Origin of the sequence: Candidatus Aalborgicola defluviihabitans (assembly GCF_016705985.1) — a bacterium.
GTDB lineage: Bacteria > Pseudomonadota > Gammaproteobacteria > Burkholderiales > Burkholderiaceae_C > Allorhodoferax > Allorhodoferax defluviihabitans.
In genome coordinates this window covers 1-24,538 of sequence record NZ_JADJKN010000001.1, presented here as the reverse complement: position 1 = coordinate 24,538, position 24,538 = coordinate 1, and the positions used below count along the sequence as shown (strand labels likewise).

Genomic DNA, 24,538 nt, shown 5'->3' with positions numbered 1-24,538 from the left:
AGAAAACATGGAAATTCATGAAGTCAATATGTTGCGTTGGTTACATATCGTCGCCATGGTTTACTGGGTGGGTGGCGAATCGGGGGGTATTTCAGACATCCTATAACCCATCAATCAAAAGCTTTCGATGGAAGTTCGTCAACGTCACATGGAAACGGCCGGTCGTATCGACATTCTGGCGCGTACCGGCATCATCCTGCTTCTGCTGCCCCTTGGACTTCACATGGGATATCTCTGGGGCGCGCAACCACTTGGTATTGACTGGCTTGTGCTGATGTGGGTTCTATTTGCAGGTTGGCTTGCCTCGTGCTTGTCGGCGTCCTATTTGCGCGATACCGATATAGGTCTGAGGCTAACAAAAATCGACGAAGCCATCCGCCTTGTGATCATCGCGGTGTTAATGCTCGCATCAGTGTCATCACTTTTGTGGTACAGCCCGTTCGGACAGGCGAAATGGTATTCGGCCAAGGTCTTTGTCTATTCGCTTACCCATGTGATTGGTCTCAATCATTGCGTATCTGAATTGGATGCTGATACCAACGACAGCATTCTTAGGTGCGACTAAGCCGTTTTGATTGGGTGATTGCATTGCCACCATGGACTCCATGCTGCTGAGCAAGTTTCTGAATTCGCTTTTTTTGTGTCCCGGCTTGGCGATGTTCTGCAACTCCCTTTCTATGAGCGGTGTTGTGGCTAATTCACCCGTAGCGGGTGAAGGACGAGTCACTGGGATCGGATTGCTGGCCAAGACCTTGTAGGACCTTCGCCTCTTTCAAATGGCCTACATAGTCACCAGGAAATGCCCCGTATCGGTACTCGAACTCGACTCTCATAAAGGTTCCAATGAAACACAAAACTCTCCGCGGCACGATCCGCTATACCAGCACAAAACCCGAGCGGCTTGGGCAAGAGCGCGGGCGTGAATATTTCAGCATCACGGACCAGGCCGATGACGTGCGTCTGGTGCATGCTCACTGTGAAATTGATGACGCTCCGAACGTGATTCGTGACGTGGTCTTGGCCATGGATTCCAACTGGTACCCACTGGACTGCTCGGTACGCATTACCGTGGGCGACCAGTATGAGGGTACCGGTCTGATGATCTTTACACCGGAATACGCCGAGTGCCAGACGATTAATCGGCGCGACGGCCGCCTCTCACAACGCCTTGAATTGACGGAGCGTGTGCGTTGGCTTGGGTCCCATCCAATATGCGGCGATGCTCTGTGTCTTCGCATCTACGATCTTGCCAATGGTCCGGGCAAGCAGTTCTTCCCGAACTTGATGCTGACCTCACCTGACCACCGAGGAGCGACCGGTCCGATGTTGTTTCGTCTTGGCTTTGGACTGGAATTTGTCGGTCCCGAGCGCATTTCTGTCGCCGCTGGAAGTTTTGACTCGCTGCACTTCCGCTACGTCGATACGGCCGGGCAGTTACCAGAGGAACACCCGCCTTACGATGTTTGGTGCACCAACGATGGCAATTACGTATTTCTGAAAGGTGGCGTTGGTGGCTACATGCAAACGTATTATGAACTGATCGAACTTCTGCGTAATGACTAAACACAGTGTTTTGTCAACTTGACGGCCCCTGCTTGACAATACCTTACGGGGCGCTGAGCGCAGTCTCGTATCCCCGATCAAGGAGAAGCGCAAGACCGCCTCGCGGGCGGGCTTTTGCGCGCTGATCGTCGGTTCCAGTTCGAGCAGTTGATCAATCGAGCGCAGATAGCTTGGCCAGTTTGGCAGTCTTGGCCCGTTCGGCATCGGTGGGTAGTGCTTCGCTGTGCCAACGGCCGCGCAACCCGAGGTCGCCGAAGGCAAACGCCACGCCGTCGCTGTGCGCAGCGTCCGGTGCGGCGCAAGGTCTCTCCGACATATAGCTGAACTCATAAAGCCATGCCGGCTGCCCGACGGCAAGAAAGCGCGCGGGACCGCAGAACAGCGAGTCGGCAAACCAGGCCTTGACGCGTGCCGCCTGCCGATTGGCCGAAGATGGTCACGCAGGATCGAATACGGTGGCGTCGAAAGTTGCGCTGCGATGCGGCGCGGGTTGCCCCAAGCAGCCCAGGCGATGGGCCGTGCGGAGGATAGTCAAGTTGGTCATGTTGGAAGCGGGCTCACTGTGGGGCCAAATGCTTGCAAGTTCGGATACGAAATAGAGGTGCGGCCCAGGGTCAGACGACCGAACCTCCAACGTGCGGGTACTACTTGACTTGCCCCGCAGCCACCGCTCTTTTTGCAAAAAAGCTCTTAAGCAGCAGCTTGGTGATCGGCAGCGTCATACCCAGGCGCATGACTTGCAGCGCCTCCTCAGGCGAGATGATGGTTTCGCAGGGCATGGCGCCTGCGAAACCGTTCATCACGATGTTGCCGTCTTTGACGCTGGCGTCCTCGATGCGCAGGAGCAGCTTCATTGAAATGGTGTTGACGCGCATATCAGTCCCAGGCCTTCTGAGCGAGGGCGCTCTTGGCGGCGGCGCGGCCAGAGATCATCGCCTCGGTCAGGTAGCAACCGTTTTGGTAGAGGTGCGAGAACATCGAACCGCATTCGCCGGCTTCGAAGAGGCGCGGGATGGTCGTGCCGCTGGTCGATATAACTTCGCCTTCCATATTGCGCTTGCCGCCGCCGCTGGTGCAAACCACGGCAGGCACGATTTTGAGTGCGTAGAACGGACCTTGGTTGATCGGCTGCAGTGTGACCGGGTGACGACCGAATTCGTCCTCGCCCTTGGCGCAGTCGGCGTTGTACTTGGCCACCGTGGCCTCGACAGCGGCTGGGTCGCGGCCCATCTTGACGGCCAACTCAGCGATGGTGTCGGCCTTCAGGATCCAGCCCTTCTCGACTTCCACGCTGTTGTCGTCGCTCCATTCGATCTCCTCGGTGGCAATGTTCCAGGTGAAGGCCTTGACGACCAGGCAGTTGTTCTCGCGCGTGACCTCGTCGAAGATCATGTGTACCGGCTGCGCGTTGATGTGCGGCGTGTCGGTAAAGAAACCGTGCTTCTTTTCCTTGTAGTGGGTCAGCTGCAGCTCTGCGGTCTCGTTGTAGAAACGCTGGTTGTCGGCACAGATCTCCAGCCAACTGAAGGTCTGCATGAAGAAGTTGCGCATGAACACCGTCTTCACATCGGGATGCTGGATGCCCGGCCAGATGCCGCCGGACTGGCCGCTATTGCGCATATGCCAGAGCTCGGCACCGGCCTTTTGCAGGATCTTGATGCCGTCACCGGTATTGCCCGGCGTGCCCAGCGGGTGGATGTCCTGGTAGCCGCAGTAGTTGCGCTGCATGTCCAGGTTGTTTTCATAGCCACCGACGGCGATGATGACGCCGCGGCGGGCCTTAATATTGACGCGTTGGCCGTTCTGCTCAACGACCGCACCAAACACTTCTAGCGTGTCGGGATCCTGGATCAGGTCGGTCAGCGGAGTCTCGTACATGACCTGCACCGGTCGCTTATCCACATTGGCTTTGAAGGCCAGCCAAACACCGGCCGGGATCGGCAAGATGGTCGAGGTGTAGGCCACCGCCTCGCGGGCGCCGAACTCGGGGAACTCGAGCACCGCTTCGCGTTCGCTGAAGCCCGTGCCCTTAATGAACTTGGCACCGACTTCCTCGGCTCGCGCCTGGATCCATGGCTCGAGCTGCGACATGCGGGTGGCCCAGATGTCGAGCATGTCTTCCGGGATCGGGTTCGGTGCGCTCATGGCGCGCTGGTATTCATTTAGCGCTTCGGGGTTCTTGTTGATCATCAGCGACTGGCCGGACGCACGGGCGTTGCCGCCGGCATAGCGCTCGGACATCTTTTCGATGATCAGTACCTTGGCACCTGGGTCTGCGTCGATCGCATCGATGGCCGCCGACGAGCCGGCCATGCCAAACCCGCAGATCAACACATCAACCTCGTGGTGCCACTGTGTGACGGATGCCAAACTACTCATGTCATTCTCCAAAAGTCAAAAAAACTACTTACAAACAGTGGCCCGGGCTTCAGGCCACCGCTTCAATGAATTCCAGCCAGGCACCATCTGGTGTGCGCAGTGCCAACATGCGCACTTGACCCATCGGTGCCAAGTCGAGCTGGGTGAGGGGCATGTCGGGCACATGGCCCTGGTGATTGAGGTGGGCGGCGAAGTTCTCGATGCCGCGCACCGGGAAGCGCAGCGCGGCCATGCCATAGTGCGGCGGTCCGGCGTTTTCGCTCAGATCACGACCCTGCGCACCCGGGTTGGTCACCAGCTCGATAGAGCCCTCGTTTTTACCCTCGGGATGCATGATCGCCAGGCGCAGGCCGATGCGCTCTGACACGCCGGGCGGAATGCCAAACAGGTTGGGGCCTGGCGGGAAATGCGGCGTTTCGTACTGCATCACCGTTTGGAAGCCCAACACGTCGCGGTAAAAGGCCACCGAGGCTTCCATGTCACCTACGATCTGACTCGAATTGAAAACCTGGCTGAACTCGCGGATATGGTCGAAGCCAGTCAGCGGCGGCATGACACGTTCGATCAGGGCTAGGCGCACATTGTCCGGGCCGCGCACCAGCCATTCACGCACCTTCAGTGCGCCAAAGTCCCAACCTATCGGGGGTGAGGCGCCCTGCCAGTGCAGCGCGCGCATTCGCTCGGCCTGTCGGGCCAAATCGAGCACCCTCACGTTCAGATCGAAGATGCCGCCGACGTCCCAGCACTGGTCGTCCTGGCGGATGTCGGTCTGTGGCGCGGCGCCGTCGAGCCTCATCAGGCGCACCACGCCGACCTGGCAATCCGGGTGGGCCAGCAGCCACTCGCGGCCCGTGGCACTAGGACGGCCCCAGGCGTGAAGCAGGAGTGGGTCCACCGCGCCTTTGTGGCGCACTTCCCACGCCCCTTTACCCACCCAGCAATCTAGGTGCGGCTGCTCGTCGCGCACGACGATCACGGCCTCGGTGAAACCGGAAATTTCGAATTTTGGTTGGCTCATTTTGGCTTCGGACTCAGACAGCAGTGGTCAATCGGCTTGGGGCTTGGTCGCAGGCAGCCGGTTCAAACGCACGTAGTAGCCCTCTTCAAGGCCGAAGGCGAGCTTATTGTCTTCACCATACGCGCCTTCGCGAAACCAGCTGCCCGACGGAAAGACGATTTGTTCGGAAAAGAGCCGACGCTTCTCGTTCTTGTATTTCGACTGCAGCAAACAGGTGGCCGGGTCGATGCGGCCGGTGAACTGCTCGCCCACTTGGGCCCAGCGGGTCAGGCAAGGCTCGGACATGGCCATGCTGAGCTGCTTCGGGCTGAGCTGTAGCAGGAAGTCATCGCTGGGCGTGCCCTGCTGCTTAACGGCAGGATCATTAAAGCGCCACGCGCGCGAATAAATCTGCCCGTCGGTGATGAAGAACTGCTGCAAGACTTGGCGATAGAGCTTGCCCTTGCTGGCATCGCCGGGCTCAATTTTGTCGGTTTGCGAGTAAATCCAGCGGCCCTCAAGCTGCGTGCTACTGAAGGAACGGCCCTGCATGCGCATGGCCTCGTAGTGATTGACCTTCGCATCCGCTGCAGTCGCTGCAACAAAGCGCATCTGTTGCAAGTTGTCGAAGCGACCATTCAAGAGATCAAGCAAGCGCAGCAGTTCTGCCTCACCGTTGGGTTCCGGCTCGGCAGCGTAGGCCAGCCCGGTCAGCAAAAGCCCACACGCTAGCAGCACGCCGAACCATGTCTTGTCATTCTTTGGCCTCATGGGTAGCGTTCTTTTGCGAGAAGGGAGCAATTGATGTCGATTCTTGAAGTCGGCATTGGACAGGTCTGTCGTTAACGCCAGTTGTTCTTCTCGTCCAGATAGCGCTTGGCATCCTTCAGATCGGTGGGCAGGTAGCGGTTGAACAGGCCTGGGGCTTGGCGCGGCTGAAAGCGATCGAAGACCGGTTGGTACAGCGCCAGATGGAAGTCAGGGATCTGGTGCGTCGCGCGGTAACTGGCCAGCGGCAGTCGGGCCACGACGTCTTGCTCGAACTTCGAACTCGCTTTGGCCAGCGATTCGCCACGCGGCCCAAGGATTTCGGTGCCACCTGCGCCCCCGCCCGGATCGTCTAGAAAGCGCGGGTTGTCGGGTGACACCGCGTTGTTGACGATCACCGAGTACACCTTGTTGTAGAGCGAGGTCATGCGGATGTCGTCGGCGTTGAAGCCGCCCGACGCCGTGCGCAACAAGACCTCGGCGCCCTTGAGCGCCATCGCGCGGAACAATTCGGGCTCCAACTGCGTCGACGAGGTGGCCAGGTTGCCGATGTCAGTGCGGTGCACAGGAATCACCGCATCCGCGCCATACATCTCGACAAACCGATCCAGCACGTTGTAAATCGTCGTGGTCACCAGCTCAAAGCCTGGGAACACGCCGACGATATTGCGTGCTTTCCAGTCGCGCGCCACTAGCTCACCGTTCGGGCCAATGATCGAGGTGATGCTTAGAATGTGGCCGGGCCAGTCCTTGTCGACGACGTAGGCGCCAAACTGGATGTAGCAGTTGTATTGGCGAGCCTTGGCCGCGATAACTTCGGTTTCCGGCCCGGGAATGGTGATAGCCACACGCTCCAGTTCCTTGCGGTCCCAGGGGTTCCAGCCTTGCAGCGGAAACTCATGAAAGCACAGCAAATCCTTGACGCCGCCAAAACCTTGAACCTTGTCGATCAGCTCCACCATGTGGGCCAGGTTGGCACGGATGCCCGGCGCCGAGCTTTGCGCGTCCACGGACCGGATCCGCGATTGCACGGCAGCCACGGTGATGACGTCCGAGCGCAAGGGCTTGCGCTCGTAGGCCCGGCCGTTGGCGGGCACGCCCATGTTTGAGGGCTTGGCGCCCGCAGCCGGTTTCTCGGCCGCTGCGGCACCCATTGCGACACCCTGTAGGGCGGCAAAACCCGCTAAGCCCGTAATGCCGCTGAGCAGCCGGCGTCGATCAACCCCAGAATTTTGTTTCATTTCATTACTCCTTGTTTCATGAACTGTCAGAATCAGTTTCGCGTGCAGGTGTGACCGTTGCCGGACATCAGGAATCAGCAACGGTGGCTGTTTCCTTTGAAACATCTAAAGGCAAGAACCGCGCCACGAACGATGAGTTCAGCTCGGGGCCACGCCGATGGGGCAATTTCGAATCGCGCAGCGCGTGAACACCAGCCAAAAAGTGTGAACTTCCGTGCGACTCCGCAGTGTTGCATCGTTTACTTTTTCGGCGTGCTGAGCGCCGCTTCGTAGCCGCGATCAAGGAAGCGCAAGACCGCCTCGCGTCCGGGCTTGTGCGGGCTGATCGTTGGCCCCAATTCGAGCAGTTGATCAGTCGAGCGCAGATAGCTTGGCCAGTTCGGCAGTCCTGGCCCGTTCGGGTTGCCATGCTTGGCGAAATTCACCCAGTAGCCCATCACAGTGGCGGCCATGCGCCGATCGGCATCGGTGGGTGGTGCTTCGCTGCGCCAGCGGGCGCGTAAACCGAGGTCGCCGAACGCAAACGCCACGTCGTCGCTGTGCGCCGCACCCGATTCCGTACGGCGCAAGGTCTCGCCGACATAGCTAAACTCATATAGCCATGCAGGTTGCCCGACGCGCGGCATCTCGCCGGCAAGAAACCGTGCGGGGCCACGGAACAGCGAGTCGGCAAACCAGGCCTTCACGCGTGCCGCTTCATCGAGATCGGCGTAGGCCGCGCGAACGGGCGCCGGGTCATCGCCGCGCATCAGATCCTCAAGTTTGAACGGGTAGCGACCCATTAGTGATTCCTCGCGGTCAACGGTGCCAGACATAAACGGCACGGCCTGCTGACGACCGGCGCGGAAGATGCGCGAAACGTCGTTCGGCATCACACGTCCGTCGACGACCGGGTTCATCGAGTTCGGCATTTCCTTTTCGGAATAGGCCAGGATGTCGGCCACCGGCAGCGCAAGCAGTTTGGCGGGCGCGTCCGCGTCGTTGCCAATGCCGAAGGACTTTGCCATGCGTAGCCCATCGGATTCGAGCGACTCAATCGGCAAGCCGGTGCCGCGCAACTGGCGATCACCTTCAATGCGCGAGGCACCGCTTTGAGCGATCGCGCCACTGAACAATCCGCGTGCTTCGGGAGTGGCCATCAGCGCCGTTACCGACACGCCGCCGGCCGATTGGCCGAAGATGGTCACGCGGGCCGGGTCACCGCCGAATGCGGCGATGTTGTCGCGCACCCAGCGCAACGCGGCGATTTGATCCATCAGCGCATAGTTGGCGAGCGGCTCGCCTGGCATCGATGCCGACAGCGCCGGGTGTGCGAATAAACCCAAACGCCCGAGTCGGTAGTTGATGGTCACCACCGCAACGCCCTGGTTTGCGAGCACGAACGGTTCGTTGTCCGGCCACGAGCCGGCGCCCCAGCGAAAGCTGCCACCGTGGATCCACAGCATCACCGGCACGCGCGCGCCACCCGCGAACGCCGCTGCCGGGGTATAGACGTTGAGACGCAGACAGTCCTCGCCCATCGGCATGCCGGTCAGGTAGGTCGATCCACGCTGCGATTGCGGACACACTGGGCCGAACACTGTGGCGTCGAAGGTCGTATTGCGACGCGGTGCTGGTTGGGGGGGCCGCCAGCGCAGATCTCCTTCCGGCGACGCCGCATAGGGCAGGCCGCGGAAGACCGCAACACCATCCTGCATCAAACCCTGGACGTCACCGTTTTGGGTTGCAAGCGGGGCCATTGTTGCTGCGGCGCAAGCCGTGGCTAGGAATAGCAGAACCAGGCCACTCAGGCGAGCGGCGGTGCGGATCTTAGTCAAATTGCTCATATTGGAAGGTCTCACTGTGGTGACTTAGTCTTGCAAGTTCGGAAACAAAGCGGAGGTGCGGCTCAGCGTCAGCCGACCGAGCCCACAATGTGCGGGCACTACTTGGCTTGCCTCGGAGCAGCCCTTTTTTTGAGAAGAAAGTTTTCAGCGGAAGCTTGAAGATGGACAGCTTGATGCCTAAACGCATGGCCTTCCGCGCCTCGTCGGGCGAGAGGATGGCTTCGCAGGGACAGCGCCATCGACATGGCGTTAACGTGCTTCGTGTGCTGCTGTTCAAGTGACATAACTGTCGGCGGTCACCCTGAATGATGGACGACGCTGAGGGTGTTTGCGTGCGCCGCGAATGGTAACAACGAGAGTGAGGTCACGCGCAGCATGGTGATGCGCGTGACCCACTAGACCTCAAATCACAGCTTAGAAGTCGTACGACCCCGTCACACCGAACTGGCGCATGCGGACGGGGAAGTCCACCGCAGTGCGGCGGAACGTGTTCGCGTCGACGTAGGGGAAGGCGTTACCGGCTGTCAGGTCGTCCGTGGCGTTGCGAACAAAGGCGACCACACGCCAGTTCTTGCCACGTACCCCGGCGTTCAGATTGACACGGGTGAACGGATCGGCCCAGATGAGGTTCTTCAGGTCGGCGTAACGACGCGATTGGTAGACAACGTCGACGCGCGACACGAAGCGCATCGCGCTGCCTTGGATCGGCAAGTCCACCGCAGCGGACAGGGCTGCGGAGTGCGTCGGCGAGCGCGTCAGCTCGAAACCTGCCACCGAGGTGTCGCCACCAAATACCGAGCCTTGGCTGGCTTCGGTCCCGGCCAGCACCTTGGCGTCGGTGTAGGCATAGTTGCCGGACAACTGTAGCCACCTGGTTGCTTGATACATGACTTCGGCCTCAAGCCCCCGGGTGCGTGCCTTGCCGATGTTGACCGTCGCGGTGTCGTTCTGCAAAGCGCCGGTGAAGGGGTTGGTCAGCGTGACGCCGTTGGACAACTGAAGACCGGAGACATCGTTCTGGAACAGCGCCAAATTCACCAGCATGCGACCGCCCAGCAGCCGGTTCTTGGCGCCGATCTCGAAGGCGCGGATCTTTTCACCTTCGAAGGTCAGGTAGTTGGATGCGAGCCCTGGCAGCGTGTTGAAGCCGCCGGCCTTGCTGCCCTTGGCCCACTGGCCGTACAGCATGGTGTCTGGGGTCAGCTTATAGTCCACGGTCAGGCGCGGTGCGAAGTCGGTGAAGGTGCTGTCACCCGTGATGCCGCAGGGTTGGCCGGCAACGCACGGACCGGTCGTGACGACGGCGATACCCTGCGGTGGGCCGCCAACCTGGACACGCTCGCTGGAGTAGCGACCTTCCAGCGACATGCGCATCGCATCGTTGAACTTGTACTGTACTGTCGCAAAGGGTGCGATGTTAGTCACGGTGCTCGCAGGCTTGAGCCGCGTCGTATCGGGGACGATCGCAGGACCCTTCTGCACAAGCAGGTTCGTCGTCGTGCCTGTGGCTTCTTCATTGTAATAGAACAGGCCCGCAGCCCAGGTCAGATCTCTGTCGAGGGGCGAGGTCAAACGGAATTCCTGCGACTTGTAGTCGAGCTTGTCACGGGTGTAGCTAAGCCACGAGGTGCCGAGCGCAATGGGGATGCCGCCGTAGGACTGATCGGTGCCGACATTGGCGGCGGTCTTGGTGTAAGCTGTTTGAGATGTCAACTCATAGCCGCCGCCAAATTCGTACTTGAGCGTTAGCGCCCCGCGATCGACGTTGCGAATGTTGCCGCGGACATCACCATAGGCAATGCCCGTCACCGGATCGGTGTAGTCCTTCAAGGCGGGCCCGCCGACTGGAAAACTGGTGCCCACAATCGATGCCGCGCCGCAGGGATAGCCATTGAGAATGGTCGCTGCGGATGCCGGTACTCTTGCGCTGGGCAGCTTGGTGATTGGATCGTTGCCCACTTGGTTGATCAAGTAGCCGTTGCACATCGTGCCGTTGGGTGCATTGAACGAGTCGTTCTGGCTGATGATCTTGCCACCCGCTTGCAAGGGAATCTTGCGCACCTGGGTGACGAACAGGCCGTCTTGGGTGCGCGCGTTGTCCAGCGCCAGCGCTGCGGTAAAGCTTTCGCCCAAGTTCAACGCGAATTTCACGCCGGCGGAATTCGAATTCTCGGTGCCCAGCTTGCTGCCGTCGAGCGAGTTCGTGTATTGGCCGCCGAATTCCGAATGATTCAGGCGCACACGCATCGACAGCACATCGGGCACCAGCGGCACGGTCAAGGCACCAAAGGCCGAGCGCTCACCGTCGCTGGCGACAGTGCTGCTGACCTTGCCCTTTAGGACGTTACCGGGTTTGACCGTCACGTAGTTGATCGCACCGGCGTAGGTCGCACGGCCATAGAGTGCCGACTGCGGACCCTTAATCACCTCGATGCGTTCCGCGTCGTCGAGGCCCAGCGCGAGGACGCCGTCACGGACGTAGACGCCGTCGATGAAGACGGATACCGGCTGCGGTGCGTCCAGGCGTGACACCGAAATACCGCGCACCGTCGGACGTTCACCGCTGCGGCCAAAGTCGCTTGAATAGCTCAGGCCGGGAGTCAGGAACGACAAGTCAACCAGCGAAAGCACACCGCGTTCCTCCAGATCCTTGCCGGTCAGGGCCACGACGGACAGGGGCACATCCTGCAGGCGCTCGGCGATGCGGCGGGACGTGACGACGACGGTCGCCAGCGCCGGCGCGGCTTCGGCGGCCTTGGCCGGCGCTGTCTTGGCGTCGGCTTCGGTGGCCGTTGCGGCAGGCGTTGTCTGGGCAAAGGCAGGGTAGGCCGCGAGGAGTGCAGTAATCAGCAGCAAGGGCTTGGAAGGTGACATCGATGGCTCCATATCTCTTATGATAAAAACTTGACGAGTTGGCAATTGCGGCAGATTCGCGGTCCTCGCCGGACAAAGCACGTCAGCAATAACAGTCGCTGCCGCTCGGTGTTTCAGACCGAGGGCTGTCATGTTGTTTGAAACACCACAGCCTGCGTGAAACAATTGTGAGCAAGAGCCGCGCCAGAACTGAGGTCGACAGGTCAATCGTGTATTGGGATAAACCCTTGTGGGCGCAAGACTAACTCGGTGCGCTCGCCCAGCGGCGGCGGGGTGACGGCGCTAGCGGTGTCACCCGAAAACTTAAAGAAATTGCCCGACATCCAGACGCTCTTGCCAATTTGCAGCGGCACGTCGATCACCATGTTGCAGGCCAGGACCTGCGGGTCTGACAAAGCCTTCGCGAAATTGTTGACTAGCGCACACGGGAGGCGGACCGTTCGCAGCCGCGCGAGTATGTCGCGGAACTTTGCGAAGAAGGCATCGCCAATGGAGGCCACGATGATGTGGCCGGTCTGCGCTCGTTAGCTATTGTAGGGCGCATGCACGAAGTGGCTGTTGCCCACGCGCTCCGGCACTTCGCCCGACATCAGGTGCATTGTGGGGCCATGTAGTTCAGCAGCGAGATCTGCACGTCCAGCATTGAGAAGTCAAGCCCATGCCTAGGCGCGAGAACTCTGCACTGCCCGACAGCAAGGTCCGAGTTCCCTCATCTTGTTTCAGCGGTTCGACCTTGACGGTGCGAGCGCTGAGGTCGGTCAGCGGCATTAACGCTCGAAGCGCTGGTAGCGGCCCAGGAACAGTAGCGAGACTGCACCAATTATCAGCAGTGCGGCGGTGGTGCCGAGGACAGGGCATGCCACCAGGCTGACAATGTCATGCCCTGGAAAGCCGGCCACCTTGAGGATGTTCTCCATGTTCGGAATCGGACCGCCAACGCCGAAGGACACTAAGACAAACGCGAACGCCAACACCCAGTAACGCCATGATTTGACCGCCTGGCCCAAGGTCAGCCCCGGTGTGAGCAACTGGCGCGCGGCCGAAGCCTTGCGCCGAGCCTCACCGGTCTCCGACCTCGTGCCCACGTCGTGGAAGGCGAAGAACGCAATCGGGAAGGCGATGAACAGCGGCATCAGGCCGATCACCAGGTACGTCGTGCGCCAGCCGTAAGTGACAATCAGCCATGCGGTGATGGGCTTGATGAGAAAACCAAAGATGCCCGTGCCAATCAAGGACAGGCCCAGTGCAAGCCCCTTGCGAACGTCGAAATAGTTGTTCACAGCCCGTGTCCACGTCACCGGCAGCGTGCCCGCACCGAGCAGGGCCATCACCGCCCAGTTGATGTAGAACAGCACGATCGAGCCATTGCTCATCGAGAAGGCCATGAAGGACAAGGAAAACAGCACCAGCGATATCAGCGCCACGCGCCGCACGCCAAAGCGGTCGCCGAGATAGCCGACCACGGTGCTGGCCACCAAGACCGCCAGGGTCATGATCATCAGCCCAGTCATGATGGCTCCGAACTCCCAGCCGAAGGCCTTGTGCAATTCCGGGGCCAGCATGCCGATCGTGTAGAACGGCACGGGTGACAAGCCCAGCCCGATGCCGAACATCGAGGCGACCACGACCGGCCAACCGCGCCGGAATTCACTGAACCCGATGGTTTTTTGCGTACTGTCGATCATTGCTTTTTTGCTTTCATTGGAAAGGGTTGCCAGCATTGCCAAAAGAGGTGGCGAACGTCCTGGCCATCAGTATGCCGCTGCCAATTGCAACGACGAAGTCGAGTTTGATGCAAAAAGCTTGCCAGCATGAAAGCGGACGCTGCAACATACGCTGCAACAATAATGTTGCAGAACGCGTTCTGGAAAGGTCGTGCGCCGTCGGGCGAAACGGTCGAGCTTTGCATCTCGCTGCGGAGGCTTGTCGGCGACGTCGGGCTCAGTCAGCGTGGCAGCAATCTGTCGCGTCCACAGCCCGAATTCCAAACCGTATTGCCGTGGGTCCTTGCCGTTGATCCACCGCAAGACTTGCGCCTGCTGTATTGGGCTAAGACGCCCAGTGGCTCGGCGCAGGATCTGAATGCCTGCAGGTCGCTGATGCGAGCTGTGATGACCATGTAGTCGGGCATGGCGGGTCCATTGAGTTGGTGGAGGACGGATCTCTGTGTCAGTCGCACTTCTCGGGCAGCTTGCCGGCCTTCTTCAACTTGGCGTAATAGGTCCAGCTGGTTTCGTTGGGCTGGTAAAAACTGTCCGGTGCGGTGACGAAGGACGGGAAGTGCTTCAGCGTATAGGCCTTCACCGTTGCAGGTAACTCGTTGAAGCTGGCGTACTTGTTGCCTTGGCCACTGTAGATCAGGTAGCCCGGCGTCTGGCCCATCTTCATCCAGGGCAGCCATGGGCCGGTGCGGAACCAGGCGTGGTGAGCGAGGGTCGAGCTCTGCGTGTCCGAAATCAGGTCGGCGCGCTTCGCGAAAAAGATGAAATGCTCTGATGCCAGGTAAGACGGCCCGGACGACTCTTCCGGGTTTTCGGCCGGCTGCAGCGTATTGGGATAGGACAGCGGAATGTCCATGCGTAAGGAGCCGGTCTCGCCCGAAAGGTTGAAGCCCGGCGCACGGCCGTTCGCTCCCGGCGGCACCATGTGGTTGCTGACCGGGTCGTTGGCGACTTGGACGATGCATTGTCTCTGCTTGGTCATCGGATTGACCCAGCTCTCGATGATTTCGCCGCTCTTCAAGTCTTGGTAGTAGGAAACCTCGCGGGTCACCCAGTCGTGGCTGCCATCGGGCTTGGCGATCAGGCGGCCGACGTTGTAACCCTGCATGCGTAGGATGGGCATCGGCTTGGAACCCGGCAACAAGGCGAGGATGGTGACGTCCCAGTCCTTGAATACTGGCTTGCCGTCGATGTCGCCGATCAGGCGCAGCATCGCTTGGTGCCCATCAGCAGGCTTGCTCAGGTCCAGTGTGGCGGCGGCGGCGGGCGAGAGCAGCGTGAGGGCGAGCGTTGCCGCGGCGGTAACGCTGAAGGATTTGGCGAACTGTTTGAATGTCATGAGATTTCTATGGCTCCAAGTTAAGAAAATGGGCGGCAAGCCCGATGAGGTTCGTCTGTGGCCGATGAACCGGCGACGGTGCAACAACAAGGGTCTATACAAGAGGCTTGCCAAGACTCCCGGATTTAGCGCGATTGGGTTTCGGACTTAAGGTAAACCAAGAGTGCTTCGATTTCGGTTTCGCTCAGCGCGTTTGAATACGCCATCGAGGTGCCCGGCACCAGCGCAGCCGGGTTGCGGATCCAATGTTTCAAGGTGGCGTCATCCCAGCGCAGCCCGGCTTGACGCAACGCCGGTGTGTAGTTGTAACCGACGGTCTGTGCCGCGCTGCCACCTATGGCACCGCGCAAATTGGGGCCGACCTTGTGGGGCTCGCCCGCGCCCAAGGAGTGGCAGGCAGCGCAGCGCAGGAAGGCGATGCGGCCGCGCATGGCCACCGTCGGTTCGGCCGGCGCGCTCTGCATGCAGCCCAGCAGAACCACCGCCGACAAGGCCAATGGCAAAGATGAGTGCCGCTTCATAGCTGCCCCAGGATTTCGGCTGCTGCGCGTTCACCCGACTCCATCGCGCCTTCCATGCCGCGCACGGTGCGTGCCGTGTGTTCGCCAGCGAAGTGCAATCGGCCCTGCGGCACACCCAGTGACTGGGCATAGCGCGAGATTTGTCCGGGCCGCCAGTTGGCCCAGGCCCCACCCGCCAAGGGGTTGCGATGCCAGGCCACATGCGCGGCCACGCGCACCGCGCCGCGTGCGTCCGGGTAGACCTTGTTCAGCTCGTCCATGGCGAATTGTCCCGCCTGGGCTTCGGTCATGCTGTCCCACTGTGCCGTGCCTGCCCCGTTGATCCAGACCGTGAGGCTGTCGGCCTGGCCATTTCCCTTGCCGTCGTTCGGGAAGATCCGTTCGAGTGGGCCGTTGGACCACAGATAGGGCGACAGGCCATCGCGTTCCCAGAAAGGCGCGAGCACTTCCAGGTGGATCTGCGTGACGCGAGCGTAGGCCATCTGGCTCACTGCCTCGGCATGCAGGTCGGACAAGCCGGGCTGCATGCGCACACCCCGCAAGGCTGGCAGCGGCAACGCACATACCGCGAAACGTGCACGGTGCCGCGAGCCGTCCGCGCAACGCACCGACACGCCGCGATCATCGGTATCGACCTGGGTGACGCGGCTGTCGCGGTGCAATTCACCTTTCAATGCCGCGGCCATAGCCTCGGGCAACCGCTGGTTGCCGCCCTTGACGCTGAAGGTGGGGCCCTTGAACTTCATCAGCTCCGCAAAGTTGGTCTGGACATAGTACAAGTTCAGCAGCGAGGTGTCGGACAACGTTGCGCCATAGCTGTTGTTGACATCAAGTAGCTCTAGCGCTGCCGGACTCAGACCTCGGACGCGGAGCTCGTTGAGCGCCGGCACGTCATAGGAAAAGTTCGCGGGGTCGCGCCATGCATCGATCGACTTCAAGGGGCTGGAACCCAGCAGGCGACCCAGCGTGCGGTCCGGCGGACCGGCACGCAGCGTCGGCGGAAATGGGTTCTTGGGTGAGACAGCCCATTCACGGCTGGACATGCGCTGACCGTCGATGAAGTACACGAGCCGGTCGTCCTGGATCAGCGGCGAACGGCCCATGGGCAGCAGCTCGACGCCCAGGCGCCGCGCCGTGTCAACAGTGCGGGCATAGCCCAAGCCAATCTGGTTGCCGCCCGCTTCCGGGTGCCCGGCCACGTTGTCCAGCGTGCGCAGCCGGCCGCCGATGCGGTTTGACGCTTCGAGCACGCGCACACGCAAGCCGAAGGCTTCGAGCTGCAGGGCCGCATTCAGCCCTGCCAGACCGGCACCCATGATGATCACGTCAGGGTCGGCCGCAGCCCATGAGGGCCGGTGCAGCGCCAGCGTGCCTGCGCCGACGGCAACCGCTTGCAGGGCCTGCCGGCGTTTAAGGTTAGTCATGGTAGTCCTTCTTGAAAGATTTTGCATAAACGGTCATTGCACGGCGCGCGCACGGTAGGTATCGCCGATGCCCAGCCAGGCCGTGATGCGGCCGCCCAGCGGCCTTTGCGTCAGGGTCTGCGCCAAGGCAATCGCTTGGCGCAACGCGGCCATGTCGATGCCGGTGCTCAAGCCACATTGCGCGGCCATCTGCACCAGGTCTTCGGTGGCCAGATTGCCGGCCGCGCCGGGCGCGAAGGGGCAGCCCCCAAGTCCGCCCAAGCTAGTGTCGAACTTGCGAATACCTGCTTCGATGGCGGCCCAGGCATTGGCCAGCGCAAAGCCGCGCGTGTCATGCAAATGGACAGAAAGCCTAGCTGCACCAAATTCGGCCACCGCCTGTTGCAGCAGGGTCGACACCGCACGTGGCGCGGCGGCGCCAATGGTGTCCGCGATCACGACTTCGGCAGCTCCGGCCGCAAACATCGATCGAACCAGGGACAAGACGCGATCGAGCGGCACCAGCCCTTCAAACGGACACTCAAAGGCCACAGCAACATAGGCCTTGCCGCGCAAACCGGCTTTGATGGCGACATCCATCGTCTGGGCGCAGACCTCGGTGGCTTGGATCAAGCCCATATTGATATTGCGCTGGTTCATGGTCTCAGTGGCCGAGAGCACGACCGCAATCTCGTGAACCCCGCAGGCGCGTGCGCGCTCCAGACCCCGGACGTTGGGCACCAGGGCCGAGTAGGCTACGCGGTCAGGGGCAGGCAGGCGCACAAACAGCTCGTCGGCGTCGGCCATTTGCGGCACGGCCTTGGGCGACACAAAGCTGGTCGCTTCGATGGACCGCAGGCCTGCATCAACTAGGGCCTGGATGAGCCGCAGCTTGTCGTCACAGCTCACCGGGATACGCTGGTTTTGCAGTCCGTCGCGCGGCCCAACCTCATTGATGATCACTGCGTTATTCATGTTCAGCACGCCTGTTGCAATTGCAAAGATAAGCAATCTATGCAAAGTTTATGCCAATTCATTTCGCATGATCTGCAACACTGTTTCAGCGGATGCGGCTTGAACGTGGAACAGCCCTGCTTGCGCTTGGTCTGATACTTGCAGTGACTGAATAATGCTGGCCGGCTGATACGGCCGCGCCCCCACTTTGCTGGCATCCTCCAGCAGCCGATTAGAAAGGCATCCGTGACAGGCCGAATCATTCCTCGCAAACCCCGCCTTTGCGTTTTCAGTTACGGTGCCTTGACGCGCTTGGTTCATGCTGCCGTGCCAGAATTCAACCACCGGGCCGACATCCAGGTGCTAGAGGTCGTACTTGACGAAGCGCTGCGCGTCGGGCGTGAGCTTGACCAGTCCCGCGCGCACGATGTGATCATCTCGGCCGGCGCCAACGCTTCGCTGCTGCAGTCGGCGTTGATCTGGGTGCCCGTGGTGTCGGAGGGTAAGGTCAGTGGCTATGACCTGCTCCAAGGCTTTGCAGAAAGGCGCGCCAGACCTCCGATCGCGTGGGCCTGGGCATCTGCAAAGAGCTGCTGCCCGAGCTTGAAGCCACCAAGGAGTTGTTACAGGTTCATGTTTCACAGCAGCCTTATGAAACAGTCGATGACATCATGGATTGTTTCATAAGGCTGAAGGAAGACGGCTACCGCGTCATCGTGGGCTCCAGTCTGGTAGTTGAACTGGCCGAAAAGAATGGCATTGTCGGTATCATGGCTTACAGCCTTGAATCGATTCGCCTGTCGCTCGAAAGTGCGATTCAGATCGCTGAGAGCGTCTTACTGGAGGCCACGCGGGTACGCCTAACTCAACCGCCGTGCTGCAAAGTCTGCATGATGCCGTGCTAGCCGTTCGACGAGCATCACCACATCACCGCCGTCAACCCGCCGATGGCCCGCATCCTCGGCGTCCCCGCCAGCGACGTGGTGGGCCTTGACCTGCGCGAGTGGCGCTGGATGCTGGCGCTGGACAACCTCACAACCGGGGCCAACTCGGCGATCGAGTCGGTGGTCACGTTGGGCGGCAGGAGCTTCCTGCTGACGCACACGGCGCTGCTCGAATCCGGCCAACTCACCGGTGCGCTGCTCAAGCTGACCGACGCCCTGGCGATCCAGCGTGCCGACACGATGGTGCGGTCGCAGCGCAAGCCACGCGGCCTTACGGCGCGCTACCACTTCGACCACATCGTTGGTTCCAGCCCGGCGCTTCAGCGCACCCGTGCGGTGGCGGAGCGCTGCGCGCAGAGCATGGCCACCGTACTCATCACAGGTGAGAGTGGGACCGGCAAGGAGTTGTTCGCGCAGGCCATTCACAACGCCAGCCTGCGCTGCGAACGCCCCTTTGTTGCGCTCAACTGCGCCTCATTTCCCGAGTCACTGCTGGAAAGCGAGCTGTTCGGTTACGAGGACGGGTCCTTCACTGGGGCGCGCAAGGGCGGCAAGGCCGGGCTCTTTGAGACGGCGCACACCGGCACTATATTTCTCGATGAGATCGGCGACATGCCGATCTCGCTGCAGACCCGGCTTTTGCGCGTGCTGCAGGAACGCGAAGTCGTGCGCCTAGGCAGCCAGCAGCCGATACCGGTTGACCTGCGCGTCATGGCAGCAACGCATTGCAACTTGCGCGAACGCATCCAAAGCGGCTGCTTTCGTGCCGATCTCTACTACCGCCTGAATATTCTGCGCTTAGCAATCCCGTCGTTGCGTGAGCGACCGCAGGATATCAGCGTGCTGGCGCTCAAGCTGTTGCTTTCGAGCATGCGCCGCCAAGGTTGCAATCTGCCTGCCGACCAGGCGTTGGGCCCCCTAATGAACATCTTGCAGCGCTATGACTGGCCCGGCAATGTGCGTGAACTGGAGAACCTCATGGAACGTTTTGCTGTCTTCCTGAGCGGCTGCCGTTCGATCTCGAACATAAATTACGCAGCTTTTCTGGACGAAACCGAAGAACTGAGCGAAACAGCGGCATCGACCCCTCTCATGCAGTTGGCCCTGGAAACCACCGACAGCTTTGTTCGTCCGCACATTGAACCGCCTACCCACGGCGCCTGGAGCGCTGGCCATGACGGCAACTTGGCGGATGATGATGAGACAGTCGGCGAAAATTTTCGCGGCATGTGCTGCTTGACGCGGCCATGATCACCGACGCACTGCTCCGCGCTGGCGGCAACAAGCAGCATGCGGCAGCGCTGCTGAAGGTGAGCAGAACCACACTGTGGCGGCGCATGCGCGATGAGCAGCTTCTTTAGAGCGCGGCTTGAGACGAACGCTTCCCGTACCACGCCGCGCCGCACCAACCCAACACCCCCCCGATCACTAAACCCCTTGAAAGCACACCATGAATCAGAATGAAATCGTTGCCGCACTCAGCGCGGCCATCGGCGCCGAGCAGGTCTTGCACGACGACACCAGCCGCGCCCACTTCTCGCATGACCTGTTTCACTCGGGCCTGCCCCCGGCCTGTGTGGTGGTGCCGCGTACGCCCGAAGACGTGGTCGACGCCGTGCGCGTGGCCACCACGGCGGGCCACCCAGTGGTGCCGCGCGGCGGCGGCATGTCCTACACCGGCGGTTATGTCGCCAACGATGACAAGGCCGTGATGTTCGACCTGCGTCGGCTCGACCGGGTGCTGGAGATCGACGAGGTCAACCGTTTCGTGACCGTCGAGGCCGACTGCACCTGGGCCAAGCTGCACGAGGCGCTGGCCGCCAAAGGCTTGCGCACGCCCTACTGGGGCCCCTTGTCGGGCAAGAAGGCCACCATCGGCGGCACCTTGTCGCAAAACAGCGTGTTCTTCGGCTCGGTGCGCCATGGCAGCGCCGCTGAATCGGTGCTTAGCGTTGACGTGGTCTTGGCTGACGGCGCATGCGCATCCCGGCTCGGCTGGTGACGTGAACGGCATCCCCCTTCGTGCGCTGGGGTGGCCTCGACATCACCGGCCTGTTCGTCGGAGATGTCAGGGCGTTCGGCATCAAGGTGGCGGCCAGCCTGCGCTTGATCAAGGACTCAGAGGCCATGGGCTTTGGCTCTTATGCCTTTGACGATTTCGAGACCATGCTGCGCATGCAGGTCGAACTGGCGCACGCTGGCCATGGCGCCGAGGCCTTTGGTATTGACGCCTACAAGGCGCGCAATTCCGCGCAAACGGGCAAACGGCTCGGCGCAGCAGCCAAGACCGCCATCGGCGTGCTGACCAGCGGCAAGAGCTTGCTGTCGGGACTGAAGGACGTGGCCAGTATGGCCATGGCCGGTACGACCGCGCTGGAGTTGGCCGCTTATTCGCTGCATCTGACGGTCGAAGGTGACGACGAGGCCCACATCGCCCTGCAGCTCAGCCGCATCGAAGCGCTGGTCAAGCGCAACCAGGGCCGTGTGCTGCCGCCGGTCGTGCCCAAGGGCATGCGCGGCCTGCCGTTCCCGCCGCTGCGCTCGGCACTGGGCGTCGATGGCCAACGCTGGGTGCCGGTGCACGGCATCGTGCCGCTGGGCGAGATAGTCGCCACTGTAGCCGAGGTCGAAGCGATGATCAGCTCACGTCAGGCCGAGCTCAACAACATGGGCGTGCTCTATTCGCCGCTCACCACCAATGTGCCCAACGGCGTGCTGTTCGAGCCCTGCTATTACTGGTACGACGAAGTCTCGCCCTGCACATCGAAGCCACCGAGCTGGGCAGCGCCCCGCCGCCTGGCTTGACCGTGAACGACGCGATGATCGCCGCGCCTTTGTGCAGGGCCTGTGGATGGACACGGCACGCATCCTGTCACGCCACGGAGCGATCAACTTCCAGATCGGCCGCGCATATCCATTCACTGAAAAGCTATCGGCACAGGCCTTGGCGGTGTTGCGCGGCTTGAAGGCGCAATTCGACCCACGCGGCCTGATGAATCCTGGCGCGCTGTTGCCGCGCCAGGTGGACTGAACAGGATTTCACTAGCTCGCTCTGCGGCGTACAAGTGGGCGTCGAGGCGGACGCCCTCGTGCCCGCAGGTGCGCCGAGCAGCTTGATCACTTGTCCGACACTGGCTTTATTGCATTCAGCTGGCCGATCAGCCGTGACAGTTCAGTGATGCCTGAATGACCTGTCATGCAGGACGGCATCAAAGAAGCACCAGTGCCTTGCCTTTGTTGCGACCGACCATCAGTCGGGCAAAGGCGGCTGGTGTCTCGGACAAGCCATGGCTGATGTCTTCACGCCATCGCAGTTGACCGGCGCGGACGTAAGCGCCAATTTCAACCTGCATTTCAGCCAGCTGGGGCCAATGATCGTACACCACTAGGCCGCGCATGGTGGCACGGGCACGGATAATTAACGCTGGATTCAGCGGAACCGGCGCGGAACCGTTGTACTGCGCTATGAGCCCGCACAGCACGACACGGGCACCTACGGCCAGTTGCTCGCAGACTGCCATTAAAACGTTGCCACCAACGTTATCGAAATAGATGTCCACACCGCTTGGGGCGTGCCGCCGCAGCTCACGCGCAGGTCGTGTACGTGGTAGTCGATGCAAGCATCGAAACCGGCCTCGCCGGTTGCCCACGCGCATTTCTCGGATCCGCCTGCGATGCCGATCACTCGGCAACCGGCCAACCTCGCCAATTGCCCCACGGTGGCACCTACCGGCCCGCTTGCAGCCGAGACCACCAACGTGTCGCCGGGCCTTGCGTCGGCCAGCTTTTTGAATCCGGCCCAAGCTGTCAGACCGGGCATACCCAGCACGCCCAAAGCCAGCGTCGGCGGCTGAACCTCGGGACCAACCGGGCGTGCCTGTTCAATGGTCGTGGCGTCCAGCAGGGCATGGCTGCGCCAGCCGCAGGCTGCCACCCAGATCGTACCCGGGGCCATGCGCGGGTGCTGTGATACCAGCACTTGGACAAGGCCCTCACCACTCACCACGTCACCGGGCGCTATGGCTGCACTGAGGTGACGACTGGACATCGCACTGCGTAGGTAAGGATCGAGCGACAAGGCTAGCACCCGCACCAGCGCCTGGCCCTTGATCGGTGCCGACAAGCTGGCACCGCCGACCGAAAAATCGTCCTCGATGGGCGCGCCTTGTGGCGTGCGTACAAGAGTGATCTGTTCGATGTTCATGTTGAGCTTGAGGACTGCAAAGGGCTGCAGCTCAGCGCTTAGGCCAGCACTTGCCGAGTTGGGCCAAGCAAGTCACCAGCATGGTCCTTGGGCAATGTCTTGCGCATCTTGGTATTTCCAACGTTCAGGTTTGCGCGATGGCGAAGCCCAAGCGTTCGATGATGTCGGCACTATCGCAGACATCGCCCGTCTTCAGCGCCAAGTCGCGCAAGTTGTAGGCGTGGGCCTCGGCATCACGGTCGCCGCAGGCATCGCGAGCCCCGGTTACGCAGATTGCATTGCAGCGCATCGACGGCCGAAGCGCGCACGCAGCCACTGGTCGAGAAGCCACAGACCACGGTAGCATCGGAGTCGACGGCAGCGAACCAGCCGCGCAGAGGTGAGTCGAAGAAGCCGCTGGGCACTGTCTTGCGTAGCACCGCCTCACCGTCGCGGGGCAGGACACGCGGATCAATCTCAGCCCAGCGTCCGCCGGTCGCCAAGGCGTTGAGCGCTGGCAACTTCTCGCGGAACACGCGGGCCTCGTGCTCATGTGCATAGCTGTTGCTGGTGAAGAACACAGGCAGGCCGCGCGCACGGAAGGCCGCCAACAGTTTCGCGATCTGAAGCAGCGCAGCCCCGCCCTCGCAGCCCGCCGGGCTGGCCGGATCGGTGAATCCGCGGGTGGCGTCGATCACCAAAAGGGCCGGACGCTTGCCCAGGCCCACGCTCATCGAGGCGAGGGTGCTCATGTGGCTTGCTCCTGTGGCGGATAGCGTTGCCACTTGCCTGCCTCGTTGATCTCGATTACCGGCCCGCGTCATTGCACGATACCCGCGTTGCGCAGCGCGGCTATGCGCTCGACCGGATACTTCAGCAGGTCGAGAGCACCGCCTCACCAGGTTCGCCAAAGGCGCGGTGGCGAGGCTCGGTTCGCAGGGTCGTCGCAGCCGGAGATCTTCACCGGATTGCCCGGCATGGCCACCACGCTGCCGCTGGGCAGTTGGACATCCACCACCATATTGCGTGCCCGCACCTGCGGGTCAGACAAGGCCTGGGCCAGGTCGTTCACAGGGCCACAGGGAATGCGCGCCGTGCGCAGCCGGGCCAGCCAGTAGTCAGCATCGTGTTTAACCAGCTCTTCATTGATGATGGACTCGATGTAGTCCTTGTCCGCGAAGCGCACGGGCTGCTTGAGGTATTTCGGATCACGCAACTCGGGCGGCTCACAACTCCGGCAAACTTCTCGAAAAAGGCGTCGCCGATGCAGGCAATGATGATGTAATTGGTGGAGGTTTTGAAGCTGTTGTAAGGCACGTGGACGAAGTGAGCGTTGCCCATTCGCTCAGGCACCTCGCCCGACAGCAGAAACATGGTGGCCATGTAGTTGAGCATCGAGACCTGTACATCGAGCATCGACACATCGACATGCCGACCCACGCCTGTCTTCTCTCGCGCGGTCAGCGCTGCCAATACGCCGATGGCACCGAATATGCCACCGCCCAGATCGCCGTGCGGAATGCCAGAGCGCACGGGCGCCTGATCGGCAAAGCCGGTTATCGACATGCCGCCGCCCATAGCCTGTACCACTTGGTCGAAGGCCGGGCGCAGCGGATCTGGCCCGGTCTCGCCAAAACCTGAGATGGAGCATGTGACGATGCGCGGGTTGATCGCGGCCAAGGTCTCGTGATCGATGCCCAACCGTCGGGTCACACCAACGCTGAAGTTGTCGATCACCGCGATCGGCCTGGCGCACCATATCGTGAAGGCCTCGCGCCGGCTTTTGCTTAAGGTCGACGGCGACACTCTGCTTCGCCACGGTTGG

27 protein-coding genes and 2 pseudogenes are annotated in these 24,538 nt (G+C 61.2%); 9 read left to right on the top strand and 20 right to left on the bottom strand.

What is annotated here, in order from left to right; genetic code table 11:
- Positions 1 to 127 precede the first annotated feature (127 nt).
- Both IPI80_RS00145 and IPI80_RS00140 read left to right on the top strand, forming a co-directional pair.
- On the top strand, positions 128 to 565 hold the full coding sequence (locus IPI80_RS00145) for a hypothetical protein (protein WP_413855991.1): 438 nt from the start codon (positions 128 to 130) through the stop codon (positions 563 to 565).
- Positions 566 to 843: 278 nt separating this feature from the next.
- Positions 844 to 1,563, top strand: a complete 720-nt coding sequence (locus tag IPI80_RS00140) for a hypothetical protein (RefSeq protein ID WP_413855989.1) — start codon at positions 844 to 846, stop codon at positions 1,561 to 1,563.
- A 151-nt stretch (positions 1,564 to 1,714) separates the two neighbouring features.
- Here IPI80_RS00140 and IPI80_RS00135 read toward each other — a convergent pair whose 3' ends face one another.
- From IPI80_RS00135 to IPI80_RS00060, 16 genes and pseudogenes are all read right to left on the bottom strand, one after another.
- A complete protein-coding gene (locus IPI80_RS00135; RefSeq protein WP_413855987.1) occupies positions 1,715 to 1,879 on the bottom strand; it encodes a hypothetical protein in 165 nt (54 codons plus the stop codon).
- A 328-nt stretch (positions 1,880 to 2,207) separates the two neighbouring features.
- Positions 2,208 to 2,438, bottom strand: coding sequence for a hypothetical protein (locus IPI80_RS00130; RefSeq protein WP_413855984.1), 231 nt, complete (start codon positions 2,436 to 2,438; stop codon positions 2,208 to 2,210).
- 1 nt (position 2,439) lies between these two features.
- Positions 2,440 to 3,942, bottom strand: coding sequence for an FAD-binding protein (locus IPI80_RS00125; RefSeq protein ID WP_413855982.1), 1,503 nt, complete (start codon positions 3,940 to 3,942; stop codon positions 2,440 to 2,442).
- Between the two features lie 49 nt (positions 3,943 to 3,991).
- The gene (locus IPI80_RS00120; protein ID WP_413855980.1) at positions 3,992 to 4,960 is read right to left on the bottom strand and encodes a VOC family protein; all 969 of its coding nucleotides are present in this window, start codon (positions 4,958 to 4,960) and stop codon (positions 3,992 to 3,994) included.
- A 27-nt stretch (positions 4,961 to 4,987) separates the two neighbouring features.
- A complete protein-coding gene (locus tag IPI80_RS00115) occupies positions 4,988 to 5,656 on the bottom strand; it encodes a CpcT/CpeT family chromophore lyase (RefSeq protein WP_413855978.1) in 669 nt (222 codons plus the stop codon).
- A gap of 125 nt (positions 5,657 to 5,781) precedes the next feature.
- The gene (locus IPI80_RS00110; RefSeq protein WP_413855976.1) at positions 5,782 to 6,948 is read right to left on the bottom strand and encodes a nitrilase-related carbon-nitrogen hydrolase; all 1,167 of its coding nucleotides are present in this window, start codon (positions 6,946 to 6,948) and stop codon (positions 5,782 to 5,784) included.
- A gap of 239 nt (positions 6,949 to 7,187) precedes the next feature.
- Complete coding sequence (locus IPI80_RS00105; RefSeq protein ID WP_413855974.1) at positions 7,188 to 8,774, bottom strand: carboxylesterase/lipase family protein; 1,587 nt, start codon at positions 8,772 to 8,774, stop codon at positions 7,188 to 7,190.
- 414 nt (positions 8,775 to 9,188) lie between these two features.
- Positions 9,189 to 11,648: a TonB-dependent receptor gene (locus IPI80_RS00100; RefSeq protein ID WP_413855972.1), complete on the bottom strand. Its 2,460-nt coding sequence runs from the start codon at positions 11,646 to 11,648 to the stop codon at positions 9,189 to 9,191.
- A gap of 203 nt (positions 11,649 to 11,851) precedes the next feature.
- The gene (locus tag IPI80_RS00095) at positions 11,852 to 12,148 is read right to left on the bottom strand and encodes a CoA transferase (protein ID WP_413855970.1); all 297 of its coding nucleotides are present in this window, start codon (positions 12,146 to 12,148) and stop codon (positions 11,852 to 11,854) included.
- 267 nt (positions 12,149 to 12,415) lie between these two features.
- Positions 12,416 to 13,369 carry an MFS transporter gene (locus IPI80_RS00090; RefSeq protein ID WP_413855968.1) on the bottom strand — a complete coding sequence of 318 codons (954 nt, stop codon included), beginning with the start codon at positions 13,367 to 13,369 and terminating at the stop codon, positions 12,416 to 12,418.
- A 219-nt stretch (positions 13,370 to 13,588) separates the two neighbouring features.
- A pseudogene (locus IPI80_RS00085) lies at positions 13,589 to 13,735 on the bottom strand (IS630 family transposase); the annotation flags it as partial.
- 82 nt (positions 13,736 to 13,817) lie between these two features.
- Positions 13,818 to 14,708 (bottom strand): DUF1838 family protein, encoded by an 891-nt coding sequence (locus IPI80_RS00080; RefSeq protein ID WP_413855967.1) that lies wholly within the window; start codon positions 14,706 to 14,708, stop codon positions 13,818 to 13,820.
- 125 nt (positions 14,709 to 14,833) lie between these two features.
- Entirely contained in the window at positions 14,834 to 15,229 is a 396-nt protein-coding gene (locus IPI80_RS00075) for a c-type cytochrome (protein WP_413855966.1), read from the bottom strand.
- Positions 15,226 to 16,653, bottom strand: coding sequence for a flavin monoamine oxidase family protein (locus IPI80_RS00070; protein ID WP_413855965.1), 1,428 nt, complete (start codon positions 16,651 to 16,653; stop codon positions 15,226 to 15,228). The genes IPI80_RS00075 and IPI80_RS00070 overlap by 4 nt, the downstream gene beginning before the upstream one ends.
- A 33-nt stretch (positions 16,654 to 16,686) precedes the next feature.
- A complete protein-coding gene (locus IPI80_RS00065) occupies positions 16,687 to 17,607 on the bottom strand; it encodes a hydroxymethylglutaryl-CoA lyase (protein ID WP_413855964.1) in 921 nt (306 codons plus the stop codon).
- A gap of 48 nt (positions 17,608 to 17,655) precedes the next feature.
- Entirely contained in the window at positions 17,656 to 17,907 is a 252-nt protein-coding gene (locus IPI80_RS00060; protein WP_413856033.1) for a hypothetical protein, read from the bottom strand.
- Between IPI80_RS00060 and IPI80_RS00055 the strand changes: the two genes are divergently transcribed.
- The 7 genes from IPI80_RS00055 to IPI80_RS00025 all read left to right on the top strand — a co-directional run bounded on the left by IPI80_RS00055 (position 17,833) and on the right by IPI80_RS00025 (position 21,561).
- Positions 17,833 to 18,273, top strand: coding sequence for a PrpR N-terminal domain-containing protein (locus IPI80_RS00055; RefSeq protein WP_413855963.1), 441 nt, complete (start codon positions 17,833 to 17,835; stop codon positions 18,271 to 18,273). The genes IPI80_RS00060 and IPI80_RS00055 overlap by 75 nt on opposite strands.
- Positions 18,159 to 18,491 (top strand): PrpR N-terminal domain-containing protein, encoded by a 333-nt coding sequence (locus IPI80_RS00050; RefSeq protein WP_413856031.1) that lies wholly within the window; start codon positions 18,159 to 18,161, stop codon positions 18,489 to 18,491. Before IPI80_RS00055 ends, IPI80_RS00050 begins: the two co-directional genes overlap by 115 nt.
- 42 nt (positions 18,492 to 18,533) lie before the next feature.
- Complete coding sequence (locus IPI80_RS00045) at positions 18,534 to 19,781, top strand: sigma-54 interaction domain-containing protein (RefSeq protein WP_413855962.1); 1,248 nt, start codon at positions 18,534 to 18,536, stop codon at positions 19,779 to 19,781.
- Positions 19,778 to 19,891: a helix-turn-helix domain-containing protein gene (locus IPI80_RS00040; RefSeq protein WP_413855961.1), complete on the top strand. Its 114-nt coding sequence runs from the start codon at positions 19,778 to 19,780 to the stop codon at positions 19,889 to 19,891. Before IPI80_RS00045 ends, IPI80_RS00040 begins: the two co-directional genes overlap by 4 nt.
- A gap of 89 nt (positions 19,892 to 19,980) precedes the next feature.
- Complete coding sequence (locus IPI80_RS00035) at positions 19,981 to 20,532, top strand: FAD-binding oxidoreductase (protein ID WP_413855960.1); 552 nt, start codon at positions 19,981 to 19,983, stop codon at positions 20,530 to 20,532.
- 20 nt (positions 20,533 to 20,552) lie between these two features.
- On the top strand, positions 20,553 to 21,335 hold the full coding sequence (locus tag IPI80_RS00030) for a hypothetical protein (RefSeq protein WP_413855959.1): 783 nt from the start codon (positions 20,553 to 20,555) through the stop codon (positions 21,333 to 21,335).
- Positions 21,336 to 21,381: 46 nt separating this feature from the next.
- The gene (locus tag IPI80_RS00025; RefSeq protein ID WP_413855958.1) at positions 21,382 to 21,561 is read left to right on the top strand and encodes an FAD-linked oxidase C-terminal domain-containing protein; all 180 of its coding nucleotides are present in this window, start codon (positions 21,382 to 21,384) and stop codon (positions 21,559 to 21,561) included.
- 178 nt (positions 21,562 to 21,739) lie between these two features.
- Here IPI80_RS00025 and IPI80_RS00020 read toward each other — a convergent pair whose 3' ends face one another.
- The 4 genes and pseudogenes from IPI80_RS00020 to IPI80_RS00005 form a co-directional block, all read right to left on the bottom strand.
- On the bottom strand, positions 21,740 to 22,090 hold the full coding sequence (locus tag IPI80_RS00020; protein ID WP_413855957.1) for a zinc-binding dehydrogenase: 351 nt from the start codon (positions 22,088 to 22,090) through the stop codon (positions 21,740 to 21,742).
- On the bottom strand, positions 22,051 to 22,734 hold the full coding sequence (locus IPI80_RS00015) for a hypothetical protein (protein WP_413855956.1): 684 nt from the start codon (positions 22,732 to 22,734) through the stop codon (positions 22,051 to 22,053). The genes IPI80_RS00020 and IPI80_RS00015 overlap by 40 nt, the downstream gene beginning before the upstream one ends.
- 233 nt (positions 22,735 to 22,967) lie before the next feature.
- Positions 22,968 to 23,465: an isochorismatase family protein gene (locus IPI80_RS00010; protein WP_413855955.1), complete on the bottom strand. Its 498-nt coding sequence runs from the start codon at positions 23,463 to 23,465 to the stop codon at positions 22,968 to 22,970.
- 143 nt (positions 23,466 to 23,608) lie between these two features.
- Positions 23,609 to 24,426: pseudogene (locus IPI80_RS00005) on the bottom strand (CaiB/BaiF CoA transferase family protein).
- Between the last annotated feature and the right edge of the window lie 112 nt (positions 24,427 to 24,538).

Coding starts and splice junctions, on each gene's coding strand:
- IPI80_RS00145 (WP_413855991.1), top strand. CDS start 128: ATGGAAGTTCGTCAACGTCACATGGAAACGGCCGGTCGTATCGACATT.
- IPI80_RS00140 (WP_413855989.1), top strand. CDS start 844: ATGAAACACAAAACTCTCCGCGGCACGATCCGCTATACCAGCACAAAA.
- IPI80_RS00135 (WP_413855987.1), bottom strand. CDS start 1,879: ATGTCGGAGAGACCTTGCGCCGCACCGGACGCTGCGCACAGCGACGGC.
- IPI80_RS00130 (WP_413855984.1), bottom strand. CDS start 2,438: ATGCGCGTCAACACCATTTCAATGAAGCTGCTCCTGCGCATCGAGGAC.
- IPI80_RS00125 (WP_413855982.1), bottom strand. CDS start 3,942: ATGAGTAGTTTGGCATCCGTCACACAGTGGCACCACGAGGTTGATGTG.
- IPI80_RS00120 (WP_413855980.1), bottom strand. CDS start 4,960: ATGAGCCAACCAAAATTCGAAATTTCCGGTTTCACCGAGGCCGTGATC.
- IPI80_RS00110 (WP_413855976.1), bottom strand. CDS start 6,948: ATGAAACAAAATTCTGGGGTTGATCGACGCCGGCTGCTCAGCGGCATT.
- IPI80_RS00105 (WP_413855974.1), bottom strand. CDS start 8,774: ATGAGCAATTTGACTAAGATCCGCACCGCCGCTCGCCTGAGTGGCCTG.
- IPI80_RS00100 (WP_413855972.1), bottom strand. CDS start 11,648: ATGTCACCTTCCAAGCCCTTGCTGCTGATTACTGCACTCCTCGCGGCC.
- IPI80_RS00090 (WP_413855968.1), bottom strand. CDS start 13,369: ATGCTGGCAACCCTTTCCAATGAAAGCAAAAAAGCAATGATCGACAGT.
- IPI80_RS00080 (WP_413855967.1), bottom strand. CDS start 14,708: ATGACATTCAAACAGTTCGCCAAATCCTTCAGCGTTACCGCCGCGGCA.
- IPI80_RS00075 (WP_413855966.1), bottom strand. CDS start 15,229: ATGAAGCGGCACTCATCTTTGCCATTGGCCTTGTCGGCGGTGGTTCTG.
- IPI80_RS00070 (WP_413855965.1), bottom strand. CDS start 16,653: ATGACTAACCTTAAACGCCGGCAGGCCCTGCAAGCGGTTGCCGTCGGC.
- IPI80_RS00065 (WP_413855964.1), bottom strand. CDS start 17,607: ATGAATAACGCAGTGATCATCAATGAGGTTGGGCCGCGCGACGGACTG.
- IPI80_RS00060 (WP_413856033.1), bottom strand. CDS start 17,907: ATGAACCAAGCGCGTCAAGGCACCGTAACTGAAAACGCAAAGGCGGGG.
- IPI80_RS00045 (WP_413855962.1), top strand. CDS start 18,534: ATGGCCCGCATCCTCGGCGTCCCCGCCAGCGACGTGGTGGGCCTTGAC.
- IPI80_RS00040 (WP_413855961.1), top strand. CDS start 19,778: ATGATCACCGACGCACTGCTCCGCGCTGGCGGCAACAAGCAGCATGCG.
- IPI80_RS00035 (WP_413855960.1), top strand. CDS start 19,981: ATGAATCAGAATGAAATCGTTGCCGCACTCAGCGCGGCCATCGGCGCC.
- IPI80_RS00025 (WP_413855958.1), top strand. CDS start 21,382: ATGGACACGGCACGCATCCTGTCACGCCACGGAGCGATCAACTTCCAG.
- IPI80_RS00015 (WP_413855956.1), bottom strand. CDS start 22,734: ATGAACATCGAACAGATCACTCTTGTACGCACGCCACAAGGCGCGCCC.
- IPI80_RS00010 (WP_413855955.1), bottom strand. CDS start 23,465: ATGAGCACCCTCGCCTCGATGAGCGTGGGCCTGGGCAAGCGTCCGGCC.